Origin of the sequence: Azospirillum melinis, assembly GCF_013340935.1 — a bacterium.
Lineage (GTDB): Bacteria > Pseudomonadota > Alphaproteobacteria > Azospirillales > Azospirillaceae > Azospirillum > Azospirillum melinis.
Window position 1 is genome coordinate 42,168 of the sequence record NZ_WHOS01000031.1, and the last position, 22,955, is coordinate 65,122.

General features: G+C 68.7%; 21 protein-coding genes. 16 read left to right on the forward strand and 5 right to left on the reverse strand.

The annotated features are described in order from the left end of the window. The 16 genes from GBZ48_RS21620 to GBZ48_RS21695 all read left to right on the forward strand — a co-directional run bounded on the left by GBZ48_RS21620 (position 1) and on the right by GBZ48_RS21695 (position 16,480). The gene (locus GBZ48_RS21620) at positions 1-1,026 is read left to right on the forward strand and encodes a major capsid protein (protein WP_174472892.1); all 1,026 of its coding nucleotides are present in this window, start codon (positions 1-3) and stop codon (positions 1,024-1,026) included. A 3-nt stretch (positions 1,027-1,029) separates the two neighbouring features. Continuing rightward, entirely contained in the window at positions 1,030-1,359 is a 330-nt protein-coding gene (locus GBZ48_RS21625) for a hypothetical protein (RefSeq protein WP_174472893.1), read from the forward strand. Positions 1,360-1,365: 6 nt separating this feature from the next. Beyond that, the gene (locus tag GBZ48_RS21630) at positions 1,366-1,668 is read left to right on the forward strand and encodes a head-tail joining protein (RefSeq protein WP_174472894.1); all 303 of its coding nucleotides are present in this window, start codon (positions 1,366-1,368) and stop codon (positions 1,666-1,668) included. After that, the gene (locus tag GBZ48_RS21635) at positions 1,668-2,087 is read left to right on the forward strand and encodes a hypothetical protein (RefSeq protein ID WP_174472895.1); all 420 of its coding nucleotides are present in this window, start codon (positions 1,668-1,670) and stop codon (positions 2,085-2,087) included. The genes GBZ48_RS21630 and GBZ48_RS21635 overlap by 1 nt, the downstream gene beginning before the upstream one ends. A 91-nt stretch (positions 2,088-2,178) precedes the next feature. Continuing rightward, positions 2,179-2,655, forward strand: a complete 477-nt coding sequence (locus tag GBZ48_RS21640) for a hypothetical protein (protein ID WP_174472896.1) — start codon at positions 2,179-2,181, stop codon at positions 2,653-2,655. 72 nt (positions 2,656-2,727) lie between these two features. Then, a complete protein-coding gene (locus GBZ48_RS21645; protein WP_174472897.1) occupies positions 2,728-3,117 on the forward strand; it encodes a hypothetical protein in 390 nt (129 codons plus the stop codon). 23 nt (positions 3,118-3,140) lie between these two features. Then, positions 3,141-3,377, forward strand: a complete 237-nt coding sequence (locus GBZ48_RS21650; RefSeq protein ID WP_174472898.1) for a hypothetical protein — start codon at positions 3,141-3,143, stop codon at positions 3,375-3,377. Between the two features lie 30 nt (positions 3,378-3,407). Further along, positions 3,408-10,202, forward strand: a complete 6,795-nt coding sequence (locus GBZ48_RS21655) for a tape measure protein (protein WP_174472899.1) — start codon at positions 3,408-3,410, stop codon at positions 10,200-10,202. After that, entirely contained in the window at positions 10,202-11,776 is a 1,575-nt protein-coding gene (locus tag GBZ48_RS21660) for a hypothetical protein (RefSeq protein ID WP_174472900.1), read from the forward strand. The genes GBZ48_RS21655 and GBZ48_RS21660 overlap by 1 nt, the downstream gene beginning before the upstream one ends. A gap of 3 nt (positions 11,777-11,779) precedes the next feature. Continuing rightward, positions 11,780-12,691 carry a hypothetical protein gene (locus tag GBZ48_RS21665; RefSeq protein ID WP_174472901.1) on the forward strand — a complete coding sequence of 304 codons (912 nt, stop codon included), beginning with the start codon at positions 11,780-11,782 and terminating at the stop codon, positions 12,689-12,691. Further along, entirely contained in the window at positions 12,688-13,836 is a 1,149-nt protein-coding gene (locus tag GBZ48_RS21670; RefSeq protein WP_174472902.1) for a hypothetical protein, read from the forward strand. The genes GBZ48_RS21665 and GBZ48_RS21670 overlap by 4 nt, the downstream gene beginning before the upstream one ends. A gap of 2 nt (positions 13,837-13,838) precedes the next feature. Then, a complete protein-coding gene (locus GBZ48_RS36770; RefSeq protein ID WP_174472903.1) occupies positions 13,839-14,552 on the forward strand; it encodes a hypothetical protein in 714 nt (237 codons plus the stop codon). 26 nt (positions 14,553-14,578) lie between these two features. Then, positions 14,579-15,130 (forward strand): hypothetical protein, encoded by a 552-nt coding sequence (locus GBZ48_RS21680; RefSeq protein ID WP_174472904.1) that lies wholly within the window; start codon positions 14,579-14,581, stop codon positions 15,128-15,130. Between the two features lie 2 nt (positions 15,131-15,132). Further along, entirely contained in the window at positions 15,133-15,399 is a 267-nt protein-coding gene (locus tag GBZ48_RS21685) for a hypothetical protein (protein ID WP_174472905.1), read from the forward strand. A 74-nt stretch (positions 15,400-15,473) separates the two neighbouring features. After that, a complete protein-coding gene (locus GBZ48_RS36955; protein WP_174472906.1) occupies positions 15,474-16,235 on the forward strand; it encodes a glycoside hydrolase family protein in 762 nt (253 codons plus the stop codon). Beyond that, complete coding sequence (locus GBZ48_RS21695) at positions 16,235-16,480, forward strand: hypothetical protein (RefSeq protein ID WP_174472907.1); 246 nt, start codon at positions 16,235-16,237, stop codon at positions 16,478-16,480. The genes GBZ48_RS36955 and GBZ48_RS21695 overlap by 1 nt, the downstream gene beginning before the upstream one ends. 230 nt (positions 16,481-16,710) lie before the next feature. Here the strand turns inward: GBZ48_RS21695 and GBZ48_RS21700 are convergent, their stop codons facing one another. The 5 genes from GBZ48_RS21700 to sfsA form a co-directional block, all read right to left on the reverse strand. Further along, the gene (locus GBZ48_RS21700; protein WP_174472908.1) at positions 16,711-18,834 is read right to left on the reverse strand and encodes a response regulator; all 2,124 of its coding nucleotides are present in this window, start codon (positions 18,832-18,834) and stop codon (positions 16,711-16,713) included. Positions 18,835-18,848: 14 nt separating this feature from the next. Continuing rightward, positions 18,849-20,348, reverse strand: coding sequence for an ATPase domain-containing protein (locus GBZ48_RS21705; protein ID WP_174472909.1), 1,500 nt, complete (start codon positions 20,346-20,348; stop codon positions 18,849-18,851). Further along, positions 20,335-20,688: a HigA family addiction module antitoxin gene (locus tag GBZ48_RS21710; RefSeq protein WP_174472910.1), complete on the reverse strand. Its 354-nt coding sequence runs from the start codon at positions 20,686-20,688 to the stop codon at positions 20,335-20,337. Before GBZ48_RS21710 ends, GBZ48_RS21705 begins: the two co-directional genes overlap by 14 nt. Positions 20,689-21,301: 613 nt before the next feature. Next, positions 21,302-22,111: a type I methionyl aminopeptidase gene (map, locus tag GBZ48_RS21715; RefSeq protein ID WP_174472911.1), complete on the reverse strand. Its 810-nt coding sequence runs from the start codon at positions 22,109-22,111 to the stop codon at positions 21,302-21,304. 60 nt (positions 22,112-22,171) lie between these two features. Continuing rightward, entirely contained in the window at positions 22,172-22,924 is a 753-nt protein-coding gene (sfsA, locus tag GBZ48_RS21720; RefSeq protein ID WP_174472933.1) for a DNA/RNA nuclease SfsA, read from the reverse strand. Between the last annotated feature and the right edge of the window lie 31 nt (positions 22,925-22,955).

A 22,955-nucleotide genomic window follows, 5' to 3' on the forward strand; every position in this document is an offset into this window, starting at 1 on the left:
ATGGACATCTATTCGACCCTTGCCATGCTGGGGGTGCTGCAGTCGCTGCGCGCCAAGGCCCCCCGCTTCCTGCTGAACATGTTCTTCCCGCTGGCCAGCTTCAGCGACGATGAAAAGATCATCTTCGACGTCGAGGTCGATGACATTGAGATCGCCCCCTTCGTTTCGCCGCTCGCCGCCGGCCGCGTCGGGTCGGACACTGGCTATGAAACCCGGATGTTCGCCCCGGCCTATGTGAAGCCGCTGCACGACATCAAGCCGGGCGAGCCGCTGCGCCGGCTGGCCGGTGAACCGCTGACCGGCACCCTGTCGGCCGGTGCCCGCGAACAGGCGATTTTGGGCTCCAAGCTGCAGCGCCAGTTGAACCAGATCCTGCGCCGCAAGGAGGTGATGGCGGCCGAGGTCCTGCGCACCGGCAAATGCGTGGTGAAGGGCGACGATTACCCGGAGGTCCTGGTGGATTTCCAGCGCGATGGCGATCTGTCGCTGGTGCTGTCCGGCGCCGCCCGATGGGGCGAGGCCGGCGTGTCGCCCTATGCCGACGTGTCGGAATGGATCGACCTGGTGGGGCGCAAGTCCGGCGCCGCGGTCAATGTCGTGGTGATGGACGCCAAGGCCTGGGCGCTGTTCGAGGCCGACCCCAAGCTGGAGAAGGTGCTCGACCGCACCCTGGGGCAGGCCGCCATCGTCCAGATGGGCTTCCAGCCCGGCGTGCCCGGTACCCCGGTGTTCAAGGGCCGGATCGGCATGGTGGAGTTCTACACCTACAACGACACCTACAAGGATGCCGGCGCCACCAAGGAGCTGCTGCCGGATTACACGGTGCTGCTGGGCGCCACTGGGGCCATGGAGGGCATCCAGGCCCATGGCGCCATCCTCGACCCGCGCGCCGGCTACCAGGCCCTGGAGGTCTTCCCCAAGAGCTGGATCGAAGAGAACCCGGGCCGGCGCATGCTGCTGAGCCAGTCGGCGCCGCTGGTCTACCCGCGGCGTCCCAACGCCTGCATGTGCGCGACGGTGAGGTGATCCATGGCCAAGCTGCGCCTGCTGGTCACCGTGAAGGTGGCCAAGGAGACCGCGCTGCGGCCGGGGGCCGTCATCGAGGTCAAGGACCCGGAGGACGAACAGGCCGCTTCCCTGGTGACCCGCGGCTTCGCCCGCTGGGTGAAGGCCGGCGACGCGGCCGACGTGGAGGAACTGCCGCTCGACCGCATCATCGCGGCGATCGGCAAGCTGGACCCGGCGAATGCCAAGCACTTCAAGGGCGGCAAGCCGGACCTGAAGGCGCTGGGCGAGCTGCTGGCGGCGGACATCACCGCCGACCAGCGTGACCGGGCCTGGGCCGCTCTGCAGGGATAATCGGCCATGTTCTTCAATGACCTCAACGCCGCCTGTGTCGGTGCCTTCGGTGAGCCGGCGGTGATCCGCCGTCCCGGCCGGTCCGACGCGACCGTCACCGGCATCTTCGACCGCCGGCACTATCAGGTGGACACCGGCGACGGGCCGGTCTCCACCCTGATGACCTCGCTGGCGGTGGTCGACGCTGACATGGGCGGGCCTGTGCCCGCCGGCGCCGCCGTCGAGGTGCGCGGCCTGTCCTTCACGGTGTCCGAGCCGCGGCCGGACGGGCAGGGCATGACCGTTCTGCTGCTGCGGGAGTCGCGCTGATGCACCCGCGCACCCGGATCCGCACCGCCATCGCCACGGCGCTTGCCTCCGTCGCTCCGGTCACCGCCAACCGGGACGATCCGCTGCAGCCGGACGCGCTGCCCTGCATCGGCCTGTTCACGCCCGACGAGGCAACGCAGGAAATCACCATGGGCAGCCGCCGCCAGCTGCGGCGCATGGACCTCTATGTCGACGGCTACGTCCGCGCCGGCGCCGATCTGGACGACCAGCTCGACGCCATGGCGTTGCGCATCGAGCAGGTGATCGCCGGCGGCGGCAAGTTCGCCGGCACGGTGGATCGCATCGAGCTGGTGCGCACCGTCACCGACCGCCTGACCAGTGGCGAGCTGAAGGCCGGGGTGACCCGCCTGCAGTTCGCCGTGACCTACCAGACCAATTTCGGCCAGCCCAACGCCTGAGTCCGACGCCTGAGCCCTCCGGAGCCTCCGGAGCTTCCCCGCCGCCCGGACTTCGGGCGGCTTTTTCTTTGCCCGAAGGAGGGGCATTCCCATGAGCGGCAACGCTGTTCAGAGCGCCGGCACGCGCCTGTTCCTTTCCACCACCGCCCTGTGCACCACCGAAGCCCAGTACAAGGCGCTTGCCTGGACCGAGGTCGAAGAGATCGAGGACATCGGCGCCTTCGGCGAGACCTTCGAGAAGGTCACCTACAAGACGCTGGGCGACGGGGCCGTTCACAAGAAGAAGGGCACCGTCGACTATGGTTCGGGCACGCTGAAGCTGGCCCGCGTTCCGACCGGCGCCGGCCAGACGGCGATCCGCGCCGCGGCCAAGAACCGCAAGGCCGCCTACAACATCAAGATCGAGTTCGATGACGCCCCGGACGGCGGCACGCCGACCACGATCTACATGCGCGCCTACGTCATGTCCTACACCACCGAAATCGGCGGCAACGACAAGGTGATCGAGGCCAGCGTCGGCCTCGAAATCGACGCCGAACCGATCGAGGTGGCGGCCGACGCGCCGTAAGCGCCGGTGCCCTGACGCCGGCAGCCCGCCCTGGCTGCCGGCCCTTCTCCCCGTCCAAAGCGAGATCCTGCCATGACCGTCCCCAGCACGGCGCCGCGCTTCGCGCACGGCGTAATGACCATCAGCCTCGACGGCGAAGACGTCGAGCTGTTCGCCAACGTCCGCGCCTCGCGCACCATCTGCCGCCTGTATGGCGGGCTGCAGCAGGCCTTCACCAACACCAACGCCTTCGACTTCGACACGCTGGTGAATGTCGTCAACGCCGCCGCCGGCCGCGTCGGCAAGCAGGCCGAGGCCACCGCTGAAGCGATCTTCGCCGAAGGTGTCGTCGTCGTGGCACCGCAGGTCCTGTTGTTCCTCAATTTCCTCGCCGGCGGCGGCAAGGCGCCCAAGACGGAAACCCCCAAAGCTGGGACGGCTGAAGCCGGCAGCGAGGCCGCCGCATCGGGGGAAGCCGGCTGACCTTCCCGGAGTACGTGGACCGGATGTTCCAGTACGCCACCGGCTGGCTGGGGTGGTCGCGCAGCGAGGCGCTGGACGCCCCGTTCCCCGACATCCAGCTGGCCCTGGACGGGAAGGTCGATTTCCTCGCCGCCACCACACCGGGGGCCAAGCGCAAGCCGCGCCGCAAGCCCAAGGACGTGACGGAGCTGAAGGAGCGGGCGCGGGTCGTGTTCGGCCTGAAGCGCCCGGAACAGGACAAGGGCAGGGGCGCCGGGTGACCGGCGCCCTTTTCGTTTCCGGAGACCGGCATGGCTGATTTCCCCGGCATGATGGTACCGGTCGGTGCGGACGACTCTGGCCTGCGGCGGGTGCTGTCGCAGGCGGAAGCCCGCGTCGACCAGTTCGCCGGCCGCGTCGACGGCTCCGTGCGGCGAGCATCCTCCAGCTTCGATGCGCTGGGCAGCGCCGCCGGCCGCGTCGCCGGCGTGGTCGCCGGCATCGGGCTGGCGCAGGGGGCCGGCGAGGCGATCAAAGCGGCCGACGCCTGGAGTCTGTCCGCCTCGAAAATCGCGCTTTATGCCGGCGCCGGCGAAAAGGCGGTGGCGGTTCAGGAGCAGCTGTTCCAGGCCGCCCAGCGCGCCCGTTCGGCCATGGAACCGACGGTCGGGCTCTACACCTCGCTGGCCGATGCCGCCCTCACCATGGGCAAGTCCCAGGGGCAGGTGATCCGGCTGACCGAGACCATCTCCAAGACCTTCAAGATCTCGGGCACCGAGGCCGGCACCGCCGCCGGCGCCCTGGTGCAGCTGTCGCAGGCGATGGCCAGCGGGGTGCTGCGCGGCGACGAGTTCAACAGCGTCATGGAGGCGTCCCCACGCTTGGCCAAGGCCCTGGCCGATGGGCTGGGCGTGCCGCGGGGCGCCCTGAAGTCGCTGGCCGAGCAGGGGGCTCTGACCGCCGACAAGGTGGTGAATGCGCTGCTGAAGCAGAGCACCGCCATCGACACCGAGTTCGGCCACATCGCCACCACGGTGTCCGACAGCCTGACGGTGCTGGCCAACACCGCCCAGCGCCAGATCGGCCAAATGAACCAGGCGGTGGGGCTGACCGCCGGCATTTCGTCCGGCATCCTGGTGCTGGCCGACAACCTCGATGCGGTGACCAAGGCCGCCGGCGGTGCCGCCCTGGCGCTGGGCGCCATCGCCACGGCGCGCATGATGCCGACCGGCATTGCCGCGGTTACCCAGGCCATCGATGACCAGCGGGTTGCCCTCTATGCCAAGGCGGTGGCCACGGCCGAGGCGGCCAATGCCGAGAAGCTGGCAGCAGCGCAGAACCTGATCCGGGCGCAGACGGCGCGGGTCGCCACGGTTGCGACGGTCCAGGCGGCCGAGGCGGAGTTCGCGGCCAAGGCCGCCGCCGCGAGCGGAGCGGCAACCACGCTGGCATCGGCCGAGTCGGCGCTGACGTCGGCCCGGGCCAAGACGGCGCTCACCACCAACGTCTATGTGCTGTCGCGTGCCCTTGCGGCCGAGCGCGACGCCGAGGCCACCGTGGTGATGGCGCGCGAGGCCTCGATTGCCGCCGACGCCGAAAAGATGGCCTCGCTGGCCCGGCTGCGCGCCGCCCAGCTCGCCACCGCCGCGGCCGGCGAAGCGGTGGTCGTGGCGGACGCCCACCTCACCACCATGGCGGTGAGCGCCAATGCAGCGAGCGTCGCCCTGGCGCAGCGCGCCTCGCTGCTGACCACGGCGTGGAACGGGGTGAAGGCCGCCGGCGCCGGCATGCTCGGGGTGGTCGGCGGACCGTGGGGGGCGGCATTGCTGGCCGGCGCCGCGGCGGTGGCGGTCTTCGCCACCCGCACCACGGCGGCCGAAGACGCGGCCGACAGTTTCGAGCACGCGCAACGCGCCGCCCAGGACGCGGTGAAGGACTCGGCCGCGGACGTCGAGCAGCTGGCCATCCAGTACGGGCACCTGTCCGACAGCATGCGGGCGGTGACCCGCATCAAGCTGGACGAGGCCCTGGCCGAGCAGGCCAAGGCGATCGCCGCCCAGCGCAGCGCCGCGTCGGCAGCGGTCTACCGCCCGGATTCGGTGGCGCGGCCGGTGTCGGGCGACTGGAACGTCTCCACCGACAGCGCCAGCTCGGCCCGCGTCTACGAGCAGATGGGGCTGGCGGCCGACCGGGTGGACCGGCTGCGCATCGCGTTCCAGGCCTTCCGTTCGGCCGCGGCCGACGATCCGGAGGCGATCGCCAACCTGGTACGCGTGCTGGACGAGGTCGGGCGCAACGCCGGCGCCGCCGGCAAGCCGCTGCTGGATCTGGCGCAGCGTCTGGCCGATCCGGCGACCAAGGCGGAAGCCGCGTCCAGGACGGCGAAGGAGCTGGCCGCCCGGCTGGCGTTGCTGACCAACCCGGCGGACGAGGCGGCCAAGGCGGTGCTCGCCGCCGGCCAGACCGCCGACACCGCCGCCTCGCGCTTCGCCGGGCTGGGCTCTGCTGTGGGTGGCGTGGCCTCCAAGCTGGCCGAGCTTGGGGCCAAGAGCTGGACCCTGTCGCTGCCCGAAGGGCTGGAGCGGCGGGTCGGGGAGATGGTCGGGCCGCCGCCCGAGCAGAAAACCCCCGTCGTCACCGGCCTGCAGGATCGCGGCCGGTCCTCCGACGACACCGCCTATCAGACCTGGGACGCCCAGCGCGACGTCGTGCGCGGCCGGCTGAAGAGCCAGATCGTCCCGGCGGAGTCGGCGGAAGTGGTACGGCTGCTGAAACTGGAGGCCGACGCCACCGAAAAGCTGGCCCGGGCGCGGGCATCGGGCAACCCGGCGACGATCAAGGCGGCCGAGGTCGAAGTGGAGGTGGCCAAGCGGCTGCGCGAGGGCCTCGACCCGGCGCAGGAGGGCAGCACCCGCACCCAGCTGCTGCGCAAGGCGCGGGCCGAGCTGGCCGGCGAGGTGGGCGCCCAGGTCACCCAGCTCACCATGGACGTCGCCGCCCAGCAGCGGCTGACCGCTGCCGCCGGCAAGGGCGAGGCTGCCCAGCGCGTGGCTGCTGCTGCCAACCGCGTGGCGGCGGCCGGACTGAAGGGCTACGGCGAGGCCGCCGCGGCGGCCGAGGCGCGGGTGGAGGCGCTGACCGTCCAGCAGCTGCGCAAGGACGCCGACCAGCCGATCCAGGACCGCATCCGCTCGGCTCGGGCGCTGATGGACGCCTACGAACTGGGGCCGAAGGCGGTCAAGGCGGCCGAGGTGGCCGAACAGGCCCACACGCTGGCGCTGAAGGAAGGGGAAGAAGGCACCCAGCGCTACAATGAGGCCAAGGCCCATTACGTCGAGTTGCTGACCCAGGCGCAGCAGCTGGAGTCGGCCGCGGCGGCCGGGCCGATGCTTCAGCAGCAGCGCGACCAGCTGGAGCTGGGGCAGAAGCAGCTGCAATTGATCGGTGCGTCGGCCGAACAGCGCGCGGTGGAGCTGGCGCGCACCCAGGCCCTGATCGACCTGCGCGACCGCAACATCGACGCCGCCAGCCGGGAGGGGCAGGCCTATCTGGCCAACGCCGAAGCGCTCGCCCGGCAGAACTTGGCGCTGGAGCGAACCAACGCCGCCTACCAGGAGCTGGAGCAGTTCGGCGACCGCAGCTTCGACGCCATCCTGCAGAAGCTGTCTGCCGCCGGCAAGTCGACGATGTCCTGGGCCGACGCCATCGGCACCGTCAGCGTGGAGTTGCAGCAACTCGCGCTGAAGATGGCGGTCATCAACCCGATCAAGAATTGGGTGATGGGCAGCAACCTGCCCACATTGTTCGACCTGTTCGGCGGCGGCAGCGGGCAAACGGGACAGTCGCAGGGCAGCGGCCTGACCGGCAGCCTGACCAACACCGCTTTGTCGAAGGGCGCCGGCTGGGCGATGGACAAGCTCGGCATCGGTGGGTCCGGCGGCATCAGCGGCCTGATCGACAGCTTTGGCTACAGCACCCTCGGCATCGGAACGGTCGGCGGATGGGCTGCCGCCGCCCCTGCCAGCGTCACGGCGGCAACTGCGGCTCCCATCACCGGGGCAGCGAGTGCCAATGCGGCGACTGGCGTAGCGGCAGCAGGCAACACAGCAGCGGCCAACACACTCTACACCGGCTCCGCGAGCGGCGTATCCGGGGCTGGCATCACCGGCGGCCTGTCGGCCTATCTGGGTGCGGCGGGTGCCGGTGCCTTCGGCGGCGCCATCGGCGGCATGCTCGGCACTGCCACCAATTCCAAGGCGGTGGGTGGCCTGTCCGGCGCGGCATTGGGCGCCGGTGCGTCGGCACTCGCCGCCTACATGGGCTTGGGCGCCATCGGCGGGCCGGTCGGGCTGGCGATCGGCGCGGTGGTCGGTGGCATCATGGGCATGCTAAGCACCCAGAAGGCCACCGTCGGTCCCAACAGCTCGGGCAACATCGTCCTGAACGGCAAGGGTGGGTTCCGCACCGACACCGCCCTGGCGGACAACGGCGCCGACGCTGGCCAGATGCAGCAGGTGACCGACGCCGTTGCAGCGTCGATGAACGCCATCGTGTCGGGGATCGGCGGCAAGCTGACCGGTGGCGACGGTGCAAACACGGCGCTCATTCAGCAGTTTGCCAAGGACGGCAAGTGGTACGTCACCCCGACCGTGGGGGACAAGGCCGGGCAGAAGACCGCGTTCACCGACCAGAACGAGGCCATCGCCTTCTACATGCGCGAAAGCCTGAAGGGGCTGATCGGCACTGGCCAGCTGACCGGCGTCAACGATGACGTGAAGACGGCGCTGAGCACCTCCAAGGCGACCAAGGCCGAGGATCTGGCCAACGACCTGGGCTTCGCCGCCGGCTTTCGTCAGCAGCTCGACGTGATGAACGCCAGCCTGGATCCGACGAACAACCTGCTGAAGACCTTCACCGAGAACGCCAAGGCGATCGGCGACCAGGTCAAGACCAACATCACCGATTGGCGGAGCAAGGCCAGCGAGCTGGGGTTGGCGACCGAGACCGAGTTGACCGCCGCCGCCCGCAAGGGCATCGAGGCGATGATGGGTCTCGGCCCGGCCACCAAGCCGCTGGTGGGCATGGCCGCGGCCACCAAGCAGGCCGAGATCGAGTTCGAGCAGTTCCGGCCGGCGCTGCTGTCGCTGGGTTACACCACCGGCGAGGTGGCCGAGCTGGCGGCGCGCTACACCAAGAAGCTGCAGGACAGATACGCCGACGCGGTGGCCTATGTTCAGCGGCAGGGCGCGGTCGCCATCGAGGCGTTGATCGACCCCAACGTCAAGTCCAGCGCGTTGGACCGGCTGCAGGGGCTAGGCCTCGACCGGACCGACTCCGCCATCAAGGGGTTGGCCGGCGTCATCGACGGGGTGGAGAAGGCGGCATCCGGCGGCACGCTGACCATCGAGGCGGAGCGGGCGGCGCTGGGCCGGTTGAATGGGGCGCTCTACGACGGCACCGTCACCGGCGACCAGTACACCGCCATGGTGGGGTACCTGACCCAGGCGTGGCAGGACAGCGCCGACGCCGCCCAGACGGCGGCCGAAAAGGCCAAGGCGCTTTCCGCTTACCAGACCGACATCGTCAGCCGGATGGTTGCGGCGCTCGGCAACAGCCGCGGCGCCGGGCTGATCGCGCTGGACGCCCAGCAGGCGGCAGCCCTGGCCGATGCCAAGGCGGCCGGCTACGACACCACCCAGCTGCGCCTGGTGCAGGCGGCCGAGCGGGCGAGCCAAGCCTTCACCCTGGCACAGCAGGACCTGCTGGACGCCTACGACCGCGAGATCGCCGCCAAGCAGGAGGTGGTCGACTCCATCCAGTCCGGCGCCATCGCCCTGCTGCAGGCCGCCCAGCAGTTCAAGGATGCCCGCGCCGCCCTGCGCGAGGGCGACGACTCGCCGTTGGCACCGCGCCAGAAGATCCAGGAGGCAAGCGACCGCTTCGACGCCGCCTATGCGGTGCTAAAGGACAGCGGCTCGACCGATGCCGACAAGGACACCGCCCGGCAGACCCTGCTGCAGGTCGGCCCCACCCTGGTGGCGCTGGAGAAGGCGGCCAGCGGCGGCACCGCGTCGGTGCTGTTCGACAAGGTGGACAAGGTCTTCGCCGAGCTGGGCGACACCGGCGGGCTGAGCCTCGATACCGCCACCCAGGACCTGCAGGTGGCGCAGGACCAGCTGAAGGAGCTGCAGAAGGCCCGGGCCGAGGCCGCGGCGATCGGGCAGCGGCAACTCGGCAGCCTGTCCAGCCTGCGCGACGTCATGGACCAGTCTTACGCCGTCTGGCAGGCGGCGCTGACACCGCTGATGACGCTGACCGGCAGCAACGACAACCGGCCGCACTACAGCGCGCCGGCGCCAGTGCAGTCGGCCTGGGATGGCCTGTCGGCCGAGCAGCAGCACGGCATCGCCCGCGCCATGGGCTGGGGCGGCCAGCTGGACGAGGCCTTCAACATCTGGCTGGCCACCTCGACCCAGCGGGCCACGACCTTCGGCGCCGATGTCACCGCCATCGCCGGCGGGGCACGCTATGGCGCACCGGACGACGTCGGCCGCGCCTGGGACGCGCTGACCCAGGCGCAGCAGCTCGCCGCCGTCCGCGCCGCCGGTTACGACGGCGGACTCGACAGCGGGCTGAACGCCTGGGTGAAGCTGGGGCACCAGTCCGCCTTCGAGGCGGCGGTGCGGGCGCAGGCACACGGTGCCGGCATCCCGGGCTTTGCCACCGGCACCCTGGCCACGCCGCCGGGTGCCGTGTGGGTGGGGGAACGCGGGCCGGAGCTGCTGTGGCAGGGCGGCGGGGCGGCGGTGGCATCCAGCGCCGACAGCCTGCGGATTGCGTCGGCCTTCGACGCGGCGGTGAACGGCCTTCCTGCGCCGGCACCGATGGTCTCCTTCCGCCGCCCCGACCTCGACGCCGGCGGCGCCGGTGTGGCCGAGCTGCTGGAGGCGGTGGAGGGCCTGCGCGACGAGGTCCGCGCCATCGGCCGCGATGCCCTCACCCAGCGCGCCCGTATCGGTGCCGATGCCGCCGCCCTGCTGGCCCGCGTCGAGGCGGCCACCAGCGACCTGCCCCGCAAACTCGCCAACACCCGGAGGGCCGCCTGATGAAGGTGCGTCTTGTCGACCTGACCCTGTTCCACCGCCCCAGCGGCCACCGCCACCGGCTGCCGCTGGCCACCTTCCCCGGCTACCAGTCCGGCCCGGCCGACAGCCCGCCGAACGTCACCTGGCTGCCGCTGGTGACCGCCGGCGCCGACGCGTCGGTGTCGATCGGCAGCCTGGGCGCCGCCGACGGGCAGGCCGAGCTGCGGATCGGCGATCTGGTGCTGCGCAACGAGACCTCGCGCAACCCGGGACAGCGCTTCGCCACCGTGCAGGACCTCGACACCGGCGCCTGGCTGCGCCTCGCCCTCGATGACCGGCCGCTCAACCTGCTGCTGACCGGCGACTATGTCATCCAGGCGGTGACCGAACGGGAGATCGAGGACGGGGCGCCGCTGGCCGAGGCTGTGACCATCTGGACCGCCCGGGTCGGTCAGCCCAAGCCCAAGCGCACCGAGATCGCCCTGCCGATCTACGACTCCCGCCTCGATTACGACACACCGATCCAGACCGAGCGCTACAAGGGCACCGGCAGCTATGAAGGGCCGGCCGAGCTGAAGGACACGCTGAAGGAGCTGCCGCTCGGGCACTGCCCGATGGCGCGGCCGACCTATCTCGGCATCATCGACGGCTTCCACCGCTGGTCTGTCGGCGGCGGCAAGCCGGTGCAGGACGTGCCGCGGGGCTGGTCTTCCGGTGTCGGGGTGGCAAAGCAGAGCGGCGCCACGCCGGCGGACAACGCACACTTCACGGTCGACCTCGCCAGCGGGATCGTCACCACCACGGTGAAATATGCCGACTTCCGCGTCGAGGTGCTGGGCCGCAAGTTCGCCGGCGTCTACCGCCGCACCATCGGGGAGCTGATCGCCGCTTTGGCCACCGGCGCCGGGCTGGCCAGCACGGTGGACAGCGCCGGCATGGACGCCATCCCGCGCACGGTGGGGCTCTTCCTCGCCGCCGGCGACAGCACCACCCATGCCGCCGCCTATGCCAAGTTCGTCGGCAGCGTGCCGCGCGGCGGCTGGTATGTCGGCACCGCCGGCCAGCTGGTGGTGACGCGGGTTCCCCGCCCGACCGCGGCGGCGGCGGTCCAGGCCTACAGCAGCGCCGCCGGCACCACCACGGGCCTGCAGTATGTCGAGGGCCAGCACAACCCGCCGGCCAAACAGGTGGTGCTGCGCTGCGCCCACAACCCCAGCCCCTCCAGCAGCGCCGCTACCGACGCCACCGCGGCCGACGCCACCCGCTGGGCCCAGGAGTGGGTCGAGGTGCCGTCTGCAGTGGACGACGAGATCGCCGCGGCCTGGGGCAGCGCGGCCAAGGTGGCCACCGTCGAGACCGCTCTGACCTTCAGCACCGATGCCGCGGCCGAGCTGCCGGCCTGGGTGGCCGAGCTGTCGGCGCCGCCGACCCTCTACGAGCTGCCGGCGCTGGACGGGGCGCCCGGCGTCTGGATCGGCGACACCGTGACGGTGGAGGACGACATCGCCGGCTTTGCCGAAGGGGCGCCGGTGGTGGTCTATGGCCGGACCATCGCCGACCGCACCGGCGGCGCTACCCTCTACGTGGCACGGTGAGCCATGGCCACCGGACTGTTGGCCCATATCAACGAGCTGTCGGAACAGGATTGCGCAATCACCGGCACGGCTGCCGACTGGGCGGCAACGGCGCCGCTCGATGCGCTGAAGACGCTGCCGCTTGTGGATGCCGCGGTGTCCACCCGGATCGGCACCCGGGACGAACCGGTGGTGCTGGAGTGGGAGTGGGAGCGGCCGGTCGACCTGACCTATGCCGGGCTCTACCGCACCAACCTGTGGAAGACCGGCCGCATCCGGCTGGAGGCCTTCAAGACCAGCGCCCGGACCGCGCTGGCCTTCACCACCCAGCATGCCAGCGGCATCGACCGCCTGGTGCTGCCCGGGCTCTACGATCCGAAGACCCTGCGCTTCGGCGGGGAGAACACCGTGCTGGGCCAGCTGGGCGCGCGGGAGTTCCTGCGCTACCCGACGAACATCCATGTGACGATGCCGCTGTGCAGCGCGCAGGTGCTGCGCTGGACGATCTACGGCCCGGCCTACCGGGTGGCCGGCAGCCGCTACAGCACCACCGAACAGGCCTATCGCATCGGGTTCGGCTGGGCCGGCGACAGCCTGGCATTCGACCGCCATATCGGCGCGTCGGCCGAAGGCTACCGCCGCGGCGGCAAGGTGACCGAGCTGGCCGGCGGTGGTGTGGCGGTGGAGCCCGGCCGCGGCCGGCGCACCGCCACGCTGGACCGCACGGTCAACGAGGCCGGCGACCGCGACCGCCTGTTCGACCTGGTCAACTTCCTCGACGCCGACCGTCCGGCGGTGTGGCTGCCGGACACCGACAGCGCCTTCGACTGCTACCGCTACGGCGGGCTTTTCCAGGTCATTGAGGACTTCAGCCAGAAGTACCTGAACGACCTGCACAGCGCCGCCACGATTTCCCTTGGTGAGGTGACGACATGACGACGTTGGCCAACATGCTGGCAGCGGCCCAGCGGCTGCTGACCTACTACAACGGCGATGAGAAGACGGCGCAGAACCCGGGCGGCCTCACCGGTGTGGGTGGCATGGCCGACAACTGGGATCCCTGCATCCAGGACATCGGCACGGTGGGCACCGGCGTGGGCGATGCTCTGAGCGCGGCCTCCACCAGCGAGGGGAACGCCGCTGCATCCGCTTCCGCCGCGGCTGGCAGTGCCACTGCGGCCAATGCCTCCAAGGTCGCGGCGGCCACCAGCGCGGGCAACGCCGCGGGCTCGGCCACCGCTGCGGCCGGTAGTGCCTCGGCCGCATCCGGCAGTGCCACTGCGGCCAACGCCTCCAAGCTGGCGGCGGCCACCAGCGAAGGCAACGCGGCAGGTTCCGCCACGACAGCAACGCAGCAGGCGGGAATCGCCACGACCAAGGCAGGGGAGGCTGCCGGTTCCGCGACGGCCGCAGCCGGGTCCGCATCGACCGCGACGACGAAGGCCGGCGAGGCTGCGGCGAGTGCGTCGGCAGCATCCACCAGTGCCGGGAATGCGGTCACCAGCGCATCGGCGGCGGCGGCCTCTGCCGCTGCGGCGCAGACCTTCGACCCGGCGACCTATCTTGCGAAGGTCGGCGGTACGCTGACCGGTTGGCTGCAGACCTTTGCCGGGGTGGATACTGGCAACCTGGGCCTGCGGATCGGCGAGGCAACGAGCGGCTTCTACCGCTCGGCTGCCGGAGTGCTGGGCTTCGTGGTGTCCGGCGTCGAGGTATTCCGCACGGCGGCCAACGGTGTGCTGCACTTCTACAGGGGTATGACCGTGTCGGTGGTCACCCTGACCAATGCGGGCGGTGTGTTCACTCCGGACTGCGCAGCCGGGGTGGAGTTCGATTGTGGCACCATCTCCGCCGCGGCTGTCATCGGCAACCCGACCGGGGTGCCGGGGGCAGGCAAGGCGCAGCAAATCTCTATCAAGTGGACGCAGGACAACACGGGCGGCCGGGTGATGTCCTTCGGCGGCAACTGCGTCAATGTGGGCGGCACCTCTGCAAACACGGGTGCGGGAAAAACGAACTTCGCGGTTGGCAAAGTCTACAGCGACGGGAAGTTCTACTACAGCATCGTCAGGGGAGCCTGAGCATGTTCGGTTTCGATCCCCTGTTTATGGGTTCATCGGCCCAATACAAGCTGTTCACCGCGACGGGCTCGCAAAGCTTCGATTTCGGAACAACCACCATCAAGCGCGTCTATATGGTCGCCGGCGGTGCGCGGGGCGGGCAGGGCCAGGGGAACGGCGCCGCCGGCGGTGGCGGGTCTGGCTATGATCTGTTGCTCACCAACGTCACGATCCCGGCTGGCCCGGTGACCATCGTCGTCGGGGGAAGCGATACGGCGTCGTCGTTCCACACATGGTCCGTCAGTTCCGGCGAAGCCGGCCAAACCGCCGATGGCGGGAGCCGTGGCGGCAATGGTCTGGGCGGTGGCGGCGCCGGATCTGGTGGTGGCGGTACGGGCGGCACCGGGGGCGCTCCGGGATCCAACGGTGGAAACGCCATTGGCCCCGGCGGCAGTCCAGGCACCGGCCGCGCCTTCTCCCCACCGACAAACCTGCTGATCGGCAGCATCTCAGGTGGTCCAGGTGGGCCGGGCGGCCTGAACGGAACCCCAACCTCGAATAGCTCTGGGGGCACCGGATACGGCGCCGGCGGCGGTGGCGGTGACGACACCGGAGGATCCGGTCCCGGTGGTGGTGCCGGCGGTGTCCTGATCAATGGCGCAGGCCCTGGCGCGCAGGGCGGCAGCGGCACCACGCCGGGGCAGGGGGCTCCGGGCTTCGTCTACGTCGAATACTGAAACGGTCCTTCAGATGGAGGGGGTTCATGATCGTGTTTCCCGTGGCGCTGGTGCGTGATGACGGGTCCTTCGCCGTGTACGCCACCGAGACCGCCTTCGTCGGTCCCGGTGGCATCCAGCACCCGGCCGAAGCGTGGCGGCATTGGTCGGCCGAGGATTGGGCGTCCCTGTGTCCCGGCTGGACACCGCTGCCGCTGATCGACGAAAAGCCGGTGGAAGAGGGCAAGCGGGCCGAAGCGCTGCCGATGGACCAATGGACGGTCGATGCCGACTCGGTGCGGGTGGCGTATCGGCTGATCGCCCTCCCCCCGGCCGAGATCGAGGCGGCCAAGCCGCCGGTGCCCCAGGCGGTGACCAATTTCCAGGCGCGTGCGGTGCTGCTGGCCGCCGGCCTGTTCGACCGGGTCAACGATGCCCTGCTGGCGCTGCCGGCCAACGCCACGGCCCGGCAGGCGTGGGAATACGCCAACGAGCTGACCCGTACCGGTACGCTGGTCAACAGCATGGCCGAGACTCTGGGCTTCACCGCGGCCCAGCTCGATGACCTGTTCCGCCAAGCCGCCACGATTGAGGCCTGAGCATGGTCGGAGAGTTCCTGTCCCTGCTGTCCTGCCTGCTGAATGTGCTGGCCGGCGGGCAGCGCGAGATGACATTCAGCGCCGCCTCCTACGAGCTGGCCGCTTTCGGTGCCACGCCGCGCGCCCGCCGATGGGGTGCCCGCCGGGTGGCCGTCGTCAACTGGCTCAACCGGCACGTCACCGGGGAGACCAACCACTGCCGCAAGGCTTGGGAGGCGCACCTCGCCTTCTGGCGTGAGCGCATGGCTTTGGGCGCACCGCCGGCCTGATCGGCCGCGACAACACTCCAACCTTGACCGACCCGGCCGCCGCGAGCGGCCTTTTTCATGCCCGGAGGATCCTCATGCGTGCCATCCCGCAAGCTGCCGTCGACCTGGTGAAGGAGGCCGAAGGCCTCTGCCTCACCGCCTACCCGGATCCCGCCACCGGTGGCGCTCCCTGGACGATCGGCTACGGTCACACCGGCCCGGACGTTCGGCCGGGCCTGCGCATCACCGGGGCGCAGGCCGAGCAGCTGCTGCAGGCCGATCTGGACGCCGCCGCGGCGGTGGTCGACCGCGCCGTCACCGTCGAGCTGACCGACAACCAGCGCGGGGCGCTGGTGGCCTTCGTCATGAACATCGGTGCTGGCCGGAAGGCCAAAGGCAAAGACGTCGGCAAGGACGGGTTCGTCACCCTGAAGGGCGGTCAGCCCTCCACCCTGCTGCGGAAGCTGAACGCCGGTGACGCCGCCGGCGCCGCGGCCGAGTTCGCCAAATGGACCCGCGGCGCCGGCAAGGTCATGCCCGGCCTGGTCAAGCGCCGGGCGGCCGAGGCGGCGCTGTTCCTGTCGGATGAGGTCCACCCCCTCAGCCGGGTTGCCGAGCTGGCACCGGCGATGAAGCCGATGGCTAGGTCGGTCAGTGCGGTCAGCGGTGGCGGCGCGCTCGGCCTTGCTGGCGTCGCCGTCCTGCTGGACCAGGCACGCGACGTCTCAACTGCCATCAAGGAGCTGCTGGAGGTGCTGCCGTCGGGGGCGCTGGGGTGGGCGGTGGCCGCTCTACTGGGGTTGGCGGTGGCGGTGATGCTCTATCGGCGTTGGGATGACCAGCGCAAGGAGGCCTGATGCTGGCCTTCCTCGCCACCGGCTGGGGTCGGGTGGCTGCCGGCCTGATCCTCGCCAGCTTGGTGCTGGCGGGGATCGTCACCTTCGGCGTGCTACAGCGCCGGGCAGGGCGGCAGGATGCCGTCCTCGAGTCGACCACGCAGGCACTCCGGAACGCTGAGGTGCGCCATGGGATTGAGGATGATCTGCGCCGGCATCCTGCTGGCGCTGCTGAGCGGCTGCGCGACCAGTGGAGCCGGGACTGAGGGCGGCTGTGCCGCCTTCCGGCCGATTTACACCAGTAGGGCCGACGTGTTCACCGACGGCACAGCTGGGCAGCTATTGGCGCACAATCTGACCGGTGCCCGGCTATGCGGGTGGACGCCCGCAGGCTGAAGCGAACCCTGGATCTTGTAATCAAGCTGTCCGCTTTCCCACCCTTTGATGGACACGGATGTCGATATCCCCTTCGCGTAATCTATATGTGACGTTTTATTCATCGATGCCGTCCAGCATGTGAGGCTGAATGAAAGCCTTCATTCTGCTCAGTAAGCGCAGACGTCGCCGGCGCCTTGGGCAATAGCTTCGCGGTGGCCATTGCGAGCTGGGCCTGGGTATATGGCTTGGTAAGGCGGGGCAGATCGGCGACGATGCCCTCCGGCAGGTCGGCATAGCCCGTCGCCAGAAGCACCGGTAGGTTCGGCGCTATGGAACGGGCCGCCTGGGCAAGCTCAACGCCGGTCATGCCCGGCATCGCGTAATCCGTCAGCAAAAGATCAACCACCTGCCCGCTACGCAGAAGGTCGAGCGCGTCGGTTCCGGAGTTCGCTTCAAGGACCGTGTGTCCAAGATCGGCCAACATGTCCACGGTACTCATGGCGATCAGCGCATCGTCATCGACCACGAGGACCACGGCAGGGGATGCGGCGGTGATCGGAGCCTGCGGCAACTCGGCCGTTCGGACCGGCGACGTCGCCTTTGGCAACCACAGTTCCACGAGCGTGCCCTGGCCCGGCACACTCGACAGCCGGAACGCGCCGCCGGACTGCACCGCCAAGCCGTGAACCATCGACAAGCCGAGCCCGGTGCCTTTGCCGATGCCTTTGGTCGAGAAGAACGGCTCGATCGCCCGCGTGAGGGTCCGCACATCCATGCCCGTGCCGGTGTCCCGCACGCAAAGACGCGGATGGACGCCTGGCGTCAGTCCGGAGGCCACGGAAACCGGCGCCTCATCCAGCGACACGGTCAGCGTGCCACCGTCCGGCATGGCATCACGGGAGTTGATGGCAAGGTTCAAGATCGCCAGTTCGAGCTGATTGGGATCGATCAGGGCCGGCGGCAAGGCCGCAGGTGCCTCGATCCGCACCATCACGCGCGGTCCCACTGAGCGCTCCAGCAAGGTTCGCATGCCCTCCAGCAGGCCCACGAGGTCAACTGCCTGTGGCTGCAAATCCTGACGGCGGGCGAAGGCCAGAAGCCGCTGGGTCAGCGTCGCCCCACGTTGTGCCCCCTGCATGGCCCCATCGAAAAGGCGCTCCGTCACCGGATCGTCGGGAAGGCGTTTGCGCAGCAGTTCCAGGTTGCCAAGCACCGCCATCAGCAGATTGTTGAAGTCGTGCGCAACGCCGCCGGTCAGCTGGCCGAGGGTTTCCAGTTTCTGCGTCTGGCGCAACTGCTCTTCGGCGCGTTCGCGGTCGCGCATTTCGGCGCGCAAGCGCTCCAGCGTCGCCTCCAATTCCCGGGTGCGCTCCTGCACCGTGGCCTCGAGCGTCGTCGTGAGACGCTGCAGGGCCTCCTGCGCGGCTTTCTGGGCACCGATGTCGACGATGACCGCGAGCGCTCCGACCACTTGGCCCATGCCATCGCGCACCGGCACACCGCTGACCCGGATCCAGGTCATCGACCCGTCGGGCAGCCGATACGTGAACTCGACGCCATGAACCATTTCGCCGCGCAAAGCCCGCGCTCCGGGAAACCGATCCCGGGTCAAGCGGCGTCCATCTTCATCCTGGCCGATCCAGCCGTTGTCGTCGTACGGTTGCCGGGATGGGATCACGGCGTCCGGCACGAACCCTTCGAAGGCCGGATTGCACAGCATGATCCGGCCATCCCGGTCCATCAGCGAAACGCCGACCGGCAGGTGCTCGATCAGGGTCGCAAAGCGCGCCCGCTCGCTGGCCAAATCGGCCAGGAGGCGGTCGCGCTCGACCAGATGTGCCTGAGCCTCATATTGGCGCCGGCGTCCGCGCAAGCAGGTGCGCACCACGCTGACCAGCGTGGTCGGGTGGAAGGGCCGCTCGATGAAGGTGACGTTGCCGAGCAATTCGGTCAGGCGGGCCGCTTCCGGCGTGCGCTCTGCGCCGTCACCGCGCATGGTGAGCAGCACCACCGGGAGGTCCGACCAAGGCGGCTGCGCGCCAATCCAGGCGACGAGTCCCTGGAGATCGGCGGTGCGCACGGCCTCCTCGACCAGGATGAGCACCCCCACCCCGTCGTCCAGCGCACGGCACAATGCCATCAGGTCGGGACAGGATTGAGCGGCGATCCCAACCTCACCCAACAGAGCGGATGCGACGGCGGCATCCCGTCCGCGCGGCGCCAGGATCAGCGCACGCTCCATGGCCTCTACTCTGCTCACACCGGATCGTCCTGGAGCAACGGGCCGCCTTGGCCGCTGTAGACGGGCACGCCGCGCAACACGCCCTGGAACTCCTCCAGCGGCGGTCCGAGTATGATGCCCCGCTCGGTGACCCGGTATTCGCGGATCGTGTCTTCATGCGGTCCGGCCCGCTTCTTGATCACTGAAATCGCCCGGCGAACCCGGCCCAGCGCTTCGAAATAGCGTAGCAACACGACGGTATCGGCAAGGTAGGTGACATCGACCGGCGCCTGCATGTCGCCGATCAGGCCGTGCTGTGCGATGGTGAGGAAGGTCGTGACGCCTTGCCGGTTCAGGTAAAGCAGCAATTCATGCAGGTGCAGGACCAGAAGCTGTTCCTCCGGCATCGCCGCCTGATAGCCGTTGAGGCTGTCGATCACCACTGTGCGGATCTGATGGTGGTCGATGCAGGCGCGCACCCGATGAGTGAACTCGCCGGGCGCCATCTCCGCCGCGTCCACCTGTTCGATCAGCAGGCTGCCGCGGTCGCGCAAGCCTTCGAGATCAAGGCCCATCGCCCTCGTCCGGGCGAACAGCAAACCGAGCTCTTCATCGAAGACGAACAGCGCAGCCCGCTCCCCCCGCTCGACGGCGGCAACGGTGAACTGAAGGGCGAACAGCGACTTTCCGGTGCCGGCGGGGCCTATGATCAGGGAACTCGATCCACGTTCCATCCCGCCACCGAGCAGTGTATCGAGTTCGTCGATACCGCTGGCCAAACGCTCTCCAGTGAATCCCTTGCGGTGCTCCGCGGCGATGAGCCGGGGAAACGCCCGGATGCCGCCGGTGGTGATGGCGAAGTCGTGAAAGCCCCCACGGAAGGCTTGGCCGCGGTACTTGAGCACGCGCAGCCGCCGCCGCTCCGCCCCGTAAGCCGGCGTTACCATCTCCAAGCGGATCACACCGTGCGCGATGCTGTGAACTGTCTTGTCCATGGTATCGGTGGTGAGGTCGTCGAGCAGTAGCACTGTGGCGCCATGCCGGGCGAAATAGTGCTTGAGAGCGAGTATCTGGCGACGGTATCGCAGGGAGTCCTGGGCCAGCAGGCGGATTTCCGACAGGCTGTCGAGAACGATCCGCATCGGTTTAACCCGCTCGATCGCTTCGAACAGGTGCCTGGTCGTCTCACCGAGTTCCAGGTCCGAGGAATAGAGCAAGCTCTGCTGGTGGGCCGCGTCGAGCAGGCTTTCCGGCGGAACCAGTTCGAAGACTGAAATCTCCTCGCCAAGCGTCCAATTATGCGTTGCCGCGGCGTCGCGTAGCTCCTCCTCGGTTTCCGACAGGGTGATGTAGAGACCCGTCTCTCCAGCGGCGGCACCCTCCAGAAGGAACTGCAGGGCTACCGTGGTCTTGCCGGTGCCCGGGCTGCCTTCGAGCAGGAAAACCCGGTCACGGGTGAGCCCCCCGGCGAGGATGTCATCGAGCCCGGCAACGCCGGTTCGCGCCTTGCGCGGCAGTTCATCAGGTACGGCCATGGCGGGTCAGGATGTCCGTTTTGAGGGTATCGGGCAGCGCATGCGCTGGGATGCGGTCCAGCGTATCGGCAAGGGCATGCTGGGCATGCCAGAGATCATGCGCCAGCTGAAGGTCGAGCCAGAAGTGGGAGGGTATGCCGCAGAGCCGGGCCAGACGGGCCGCCATCTCTGGCGTGACTGCGGCCTTGCCAGCCAACACGCGATGGAGCGTCTGGCGGGCGATTGCCAACTCCTGAGCCGCCTGGGTCACCGTCAACCGAAGTTCGGGCAGAACCCGGTTGCGCAGCACGGCACCAGGATGAGGTGGAGGATCATTGGACAATGGGGATTCAGTAGACATCGAGCACGGCCAGAGGGAACGACCTTCCAGATGTAGCGCATCGCGCGACAGAGGACAGCCTGTGCGATCCGCATCTGCCTTTTGGGGGGCGGCGAAGGCACGCCGTCATCAGTGGGCAGGACCTCGTTCAAGTTGCTATTCAGAATTTCCTTCATACCGCTGTTTGACGGTCAAGCACCAAAGTGTCCGGAAAAAACCCCGACGACGGCTTCCCGGACACATAGTTTGTCGGACGAGTTGCCGGACAAGGTTCAAAGGGTGTCAAGAGTGCAACCTTGACCAGCAGACGGGAAACCGCCAATCTTTCCCACATATCCATTAACCCATTGATATTCCATAGGCGTAAAGCATGAGAAGAAATGGGAAAAATTTAGCACTTCCAATAAAGTCAACGTTTTCGTAATCAGTAGGTCCGGGGTTCAAATCCCTGTTGCGGCACCAGTTTCTTCAAGGGCTCGGCAAGCAATTGCCGGGCCCTTGATCGTTTCGAGGGTGTTGCGCGGCTGTCCGTTATGGCGCTGGTCAATCGAGTGCTTGGCGGTTGCCATAAATAACTCGGGCGCCGCATCCCCCGACACGGCGCCCGCCACTCACTCGACAATACCCCTCGTCCTCACTCCACCGGGTAAGGCGGTTTCGTGTAGCCGGCCGGCGACAGGGTGAAGATCTCCGCACCGTTCGCCGTCACGCCGATGGAATGTTCGAACTGGGCGGACAGCGACTTGTCCTTGGTCACGGCGGTCCAGCCGTCGCCCAGGATCTTCACGTCCGGACGGCCGGTGTTGATCATTGGCTCGATGGTGAAGATCATGCCTTCCCGCAGGACCAGACCTTCGCCCGGCTTGCCGTAATGCAGGACCGACGGCGGCTCGTGGAAGACGCGGCCGACGCCGTGGCCGCAGAAGTCGCGCACCACCGAGAAGCGGTGGGATTCCGCGAAGGTCTGGATGGCGTGGCCGATGTCGCCCAGCGTGGCGCCCGGCTTCACCGCTGCGATGCCGATCATCAGCGCGTCATAGGTGATGTCGACCAGCTTGCGCGCCTTCACGCCGACATCGCCGCACAGATACATGCGGCTGCTGTCGCCGTACCAGCCGTCGACGATCGGCGTGACGTCGATGTTCAGGATGTCGCCATCGACCAGACGCTTGTCCCCGGGAATGCCGTGGCAGACGACGTGGTTGACCGAGATGCAGTTGGCGCGCGGAAAACCGCGATAGCCCAGCGGCGCGGGAATGCCGCCATGGTCGCGGATGAACTGCTCCAGCAGGCGGTCAAGCTCGCCGGTGGTGACGCCCGGCTGCACATAGGGGACGATGTAGTCCAGTGCCAGCGCGGCCAGACGACCGGCCTTGCGCATGCCTTCGAATCCCTCCGGACCATGAAGGCGGACGCGGTTGGATTCGACGTGATCCTGTTCCAAGACGAAAGCCCCTATGCCAGGTAACCAAAAGCCGGATGCCGAAGGCCTGCTGCCGCAACCCTAAAGCCGGATCGGCAGCGGCCGATCCAATTCAATCGATTCGGGCGTGATCGCGCAAGACCAACACAGCGCCTCCACTCCCGAATCCAGTGCGCGGCGCAGTCCGTCATGATAGGCCGGATCGAGATCGGCCGCCGTGCGGAAATGGGAACAATCGCCGCGCTGGACAAGGTAGAGCATGACTGCGCGGCAGCCCTGCGCCACCATCGCCGTCATCTCCTCCAGATGTTTGGCGCCGCGGACGGTGACGCAGTCCGGAAACTCGGCGGCGTCGCCATGCGGGCCGTCGGGGCGGCGCAGATGGACGTTCTTCACTTCGACATAGGCGGGAGGCCTCATGGAGAGATGATTGGCTCCGGGCTTGGCCGGATCATCCTCCAGCAGCACGTCGATGCGGCTGTTGCGGCCGTATTTCACCTCGCGCCGCAGCCGGTCGTAGCCGGCCAGCTCCGGGATGGTGCCGGCGGAAATCGCGGCGGCGACCAGGGCGTTGGGATGGCCGGTGTTGACGCCGACCAGCCCCTCGCCCCAGGGGGCGGCGGCCTCCACCAGTTCCAGCGTGTGGGCCAGCTTGCGTTTGGGGTTGTCGGAGCGCGACAGCCAGACGGCGGAGCCCGGACTGTCCAGGCCGATCATGCTGCCGGAATTGGGGACATGCACCGTCACCTCCACCCCGTCCAGCAGGACGTCGGCAAGGAACCGCTTGTAGCGGCGGATCAGGCGGCCTTGAAGAAGGGGGGTGGGAAAGCGCATCTTGGCGGCGACGCTACCCTTGGCCTTCCCG

Excerpts from the sequence above, each read along its gene's own strand:
- GBZ48_RS21620 (WP_174472892.1), top strand. The coding sequence starts at position 1 with ATGGACATCTATTCGACCCTTGCCATGCTGGGGGTGCTGCAGTCGCTG.
- GBZ48_RS21625 (WP_174472893.1), top strand. The coding sequence starts at position 1,030 with ATGGCCAAGCTGCGCCTGCTGGTCACCGTGAAGGTGGCCAAGGAGACC.
- GBZ48_RS21630 (WP_174472894.1), top strand. The coding sequence starts at position 1,366 with ATGTTCTTCAATGACCTCAACGCCGCCTGTGTCGGTGCCTTCGGTGAG.
- GBZ48_RS21635 (WP_174472895.1), top strand. The coding sequence starts at position 1,668 with ATGCACCCGCGCACCCGGATCCGCACCGCCATCGCCACGGCGCTTGCC.
- GBZ48_RS21640 (WP_174472896.1), top strand. The coding sequence starts at position 2,179 with ATGAGCGGCAACGCTGTTCAGAGCGCCGGCACGCGCCTGTTCCTTTCC.
- GBZ48_RS21645 (WP_174472897.1), top strand. The coding sequence starts at position 2,728 with ATGACCGTCCCCAGCACGGCGCCGCGCTTCGCGCACGGCGTAATGACC.
- GBZ48_RS21650 (WP_174472898.1), top strand. The coding sequence starts at position 3,141 with ATGTTCCAGTACGCCACCGGCTGGCTGGGGTGGTCGCGCAGCGAGGCG.
- GBZ48_RS21655 (WP_174472899.1), top strand. The coding sequence starts at position 3,408 with ATGGCTGATTTCCCCGGCATGATGGTACCGGTCGGTGCGGACGACTCT.
- GBZ48_RS21660 (WP_174472900.1), top strand. The coding sequence starts at position 10,202 with ATGAAGGTGCGTCTTGTCGACCTGACCCTGTTCCACCGCCCCAGCGGC.
- GBZ48_RS21665 (WP_174472901.1), top strand. The coding sequence starts at position 11,780 with ATGGCCACCGGACTGTTGGCCCATATCAACGAGCTGTCGGAACAGGAT.
- GBZ48_RS21670 (WP_174472902.1), top strand. The coding sequence starts at position 12,688 with ATGACGACGTTGGCCAACATGCTGGCAGCGGCCCAGCGGCTGCTGACC.
- GBZ48_RS36770 (WP_174472903.1), top strand. The coding sequence starts at position 13,839 with ATGTTCGGTTTCGATCCCCTGTTTATGGGTTCATCGGCCCAATACAAG.
- GBZ48_RS21680 (WP_174472904.1), top strand. The coding sequence starts at position 14,579 with ATGATCGTGTTTCCCGTGGCGCTGGTGCGTGATGACGGGTCCTTCGCC.
- GBZ48_RS21685 (WP_174472905.1), top strand. The coding sequence starts at position 15,133 with ATGGTCGGAGAGTTCCTGTCCCTGCTGTCCTGCCTGCTGAATGTGCTG.
- GBZ48_RS36955 (WP_174472906.1), top strand. The coding sequence starts at position 15,474 with ATGCGTGCCATCCCGCAAGCTGCCGTCGACCTGGTGAAGGAGGCCGAA.
- GBZ48_RS21695 (WP_174472907.1), top strand. The coding sequence starts at position 16,235 with ATGCTGGCCTTCCTCGCCACCGGCTGGGGTCGGGTGGCTGCCGGCCTG.
- GBZ48_RS21700 (WP_174472908.1), bottom strand. The coding sequence starts at position 18,834 with ATGGAGCGTGCGCTGATCCTGGCGCCGCGCGGACGGGATGCCGCCGTC.
- GBZ48_RS21705 (WP_174472909.1), bottom strand. The coding sequence starts at position 20,348 with ATGGCCGTACCTGATGAACTGCCGCGCAAGGCGCGAACCGGCGTTGCC.
- GBZ48_RS21710 (WP_174472910.1), bottom strand. The coding sequence starts at position 20,688 with ATGTCTACTGAATCCCCATTGTCCAATGATCCTCCACCTCATCCTGGT.
- sfsA (WP_174472933.1), bottom strand. The coding sequence starts at position 22,924 with ATGCGCTTTCCCACCCCCCTTCTTCAAGGCCGCCTGATCCGCCGCTAC.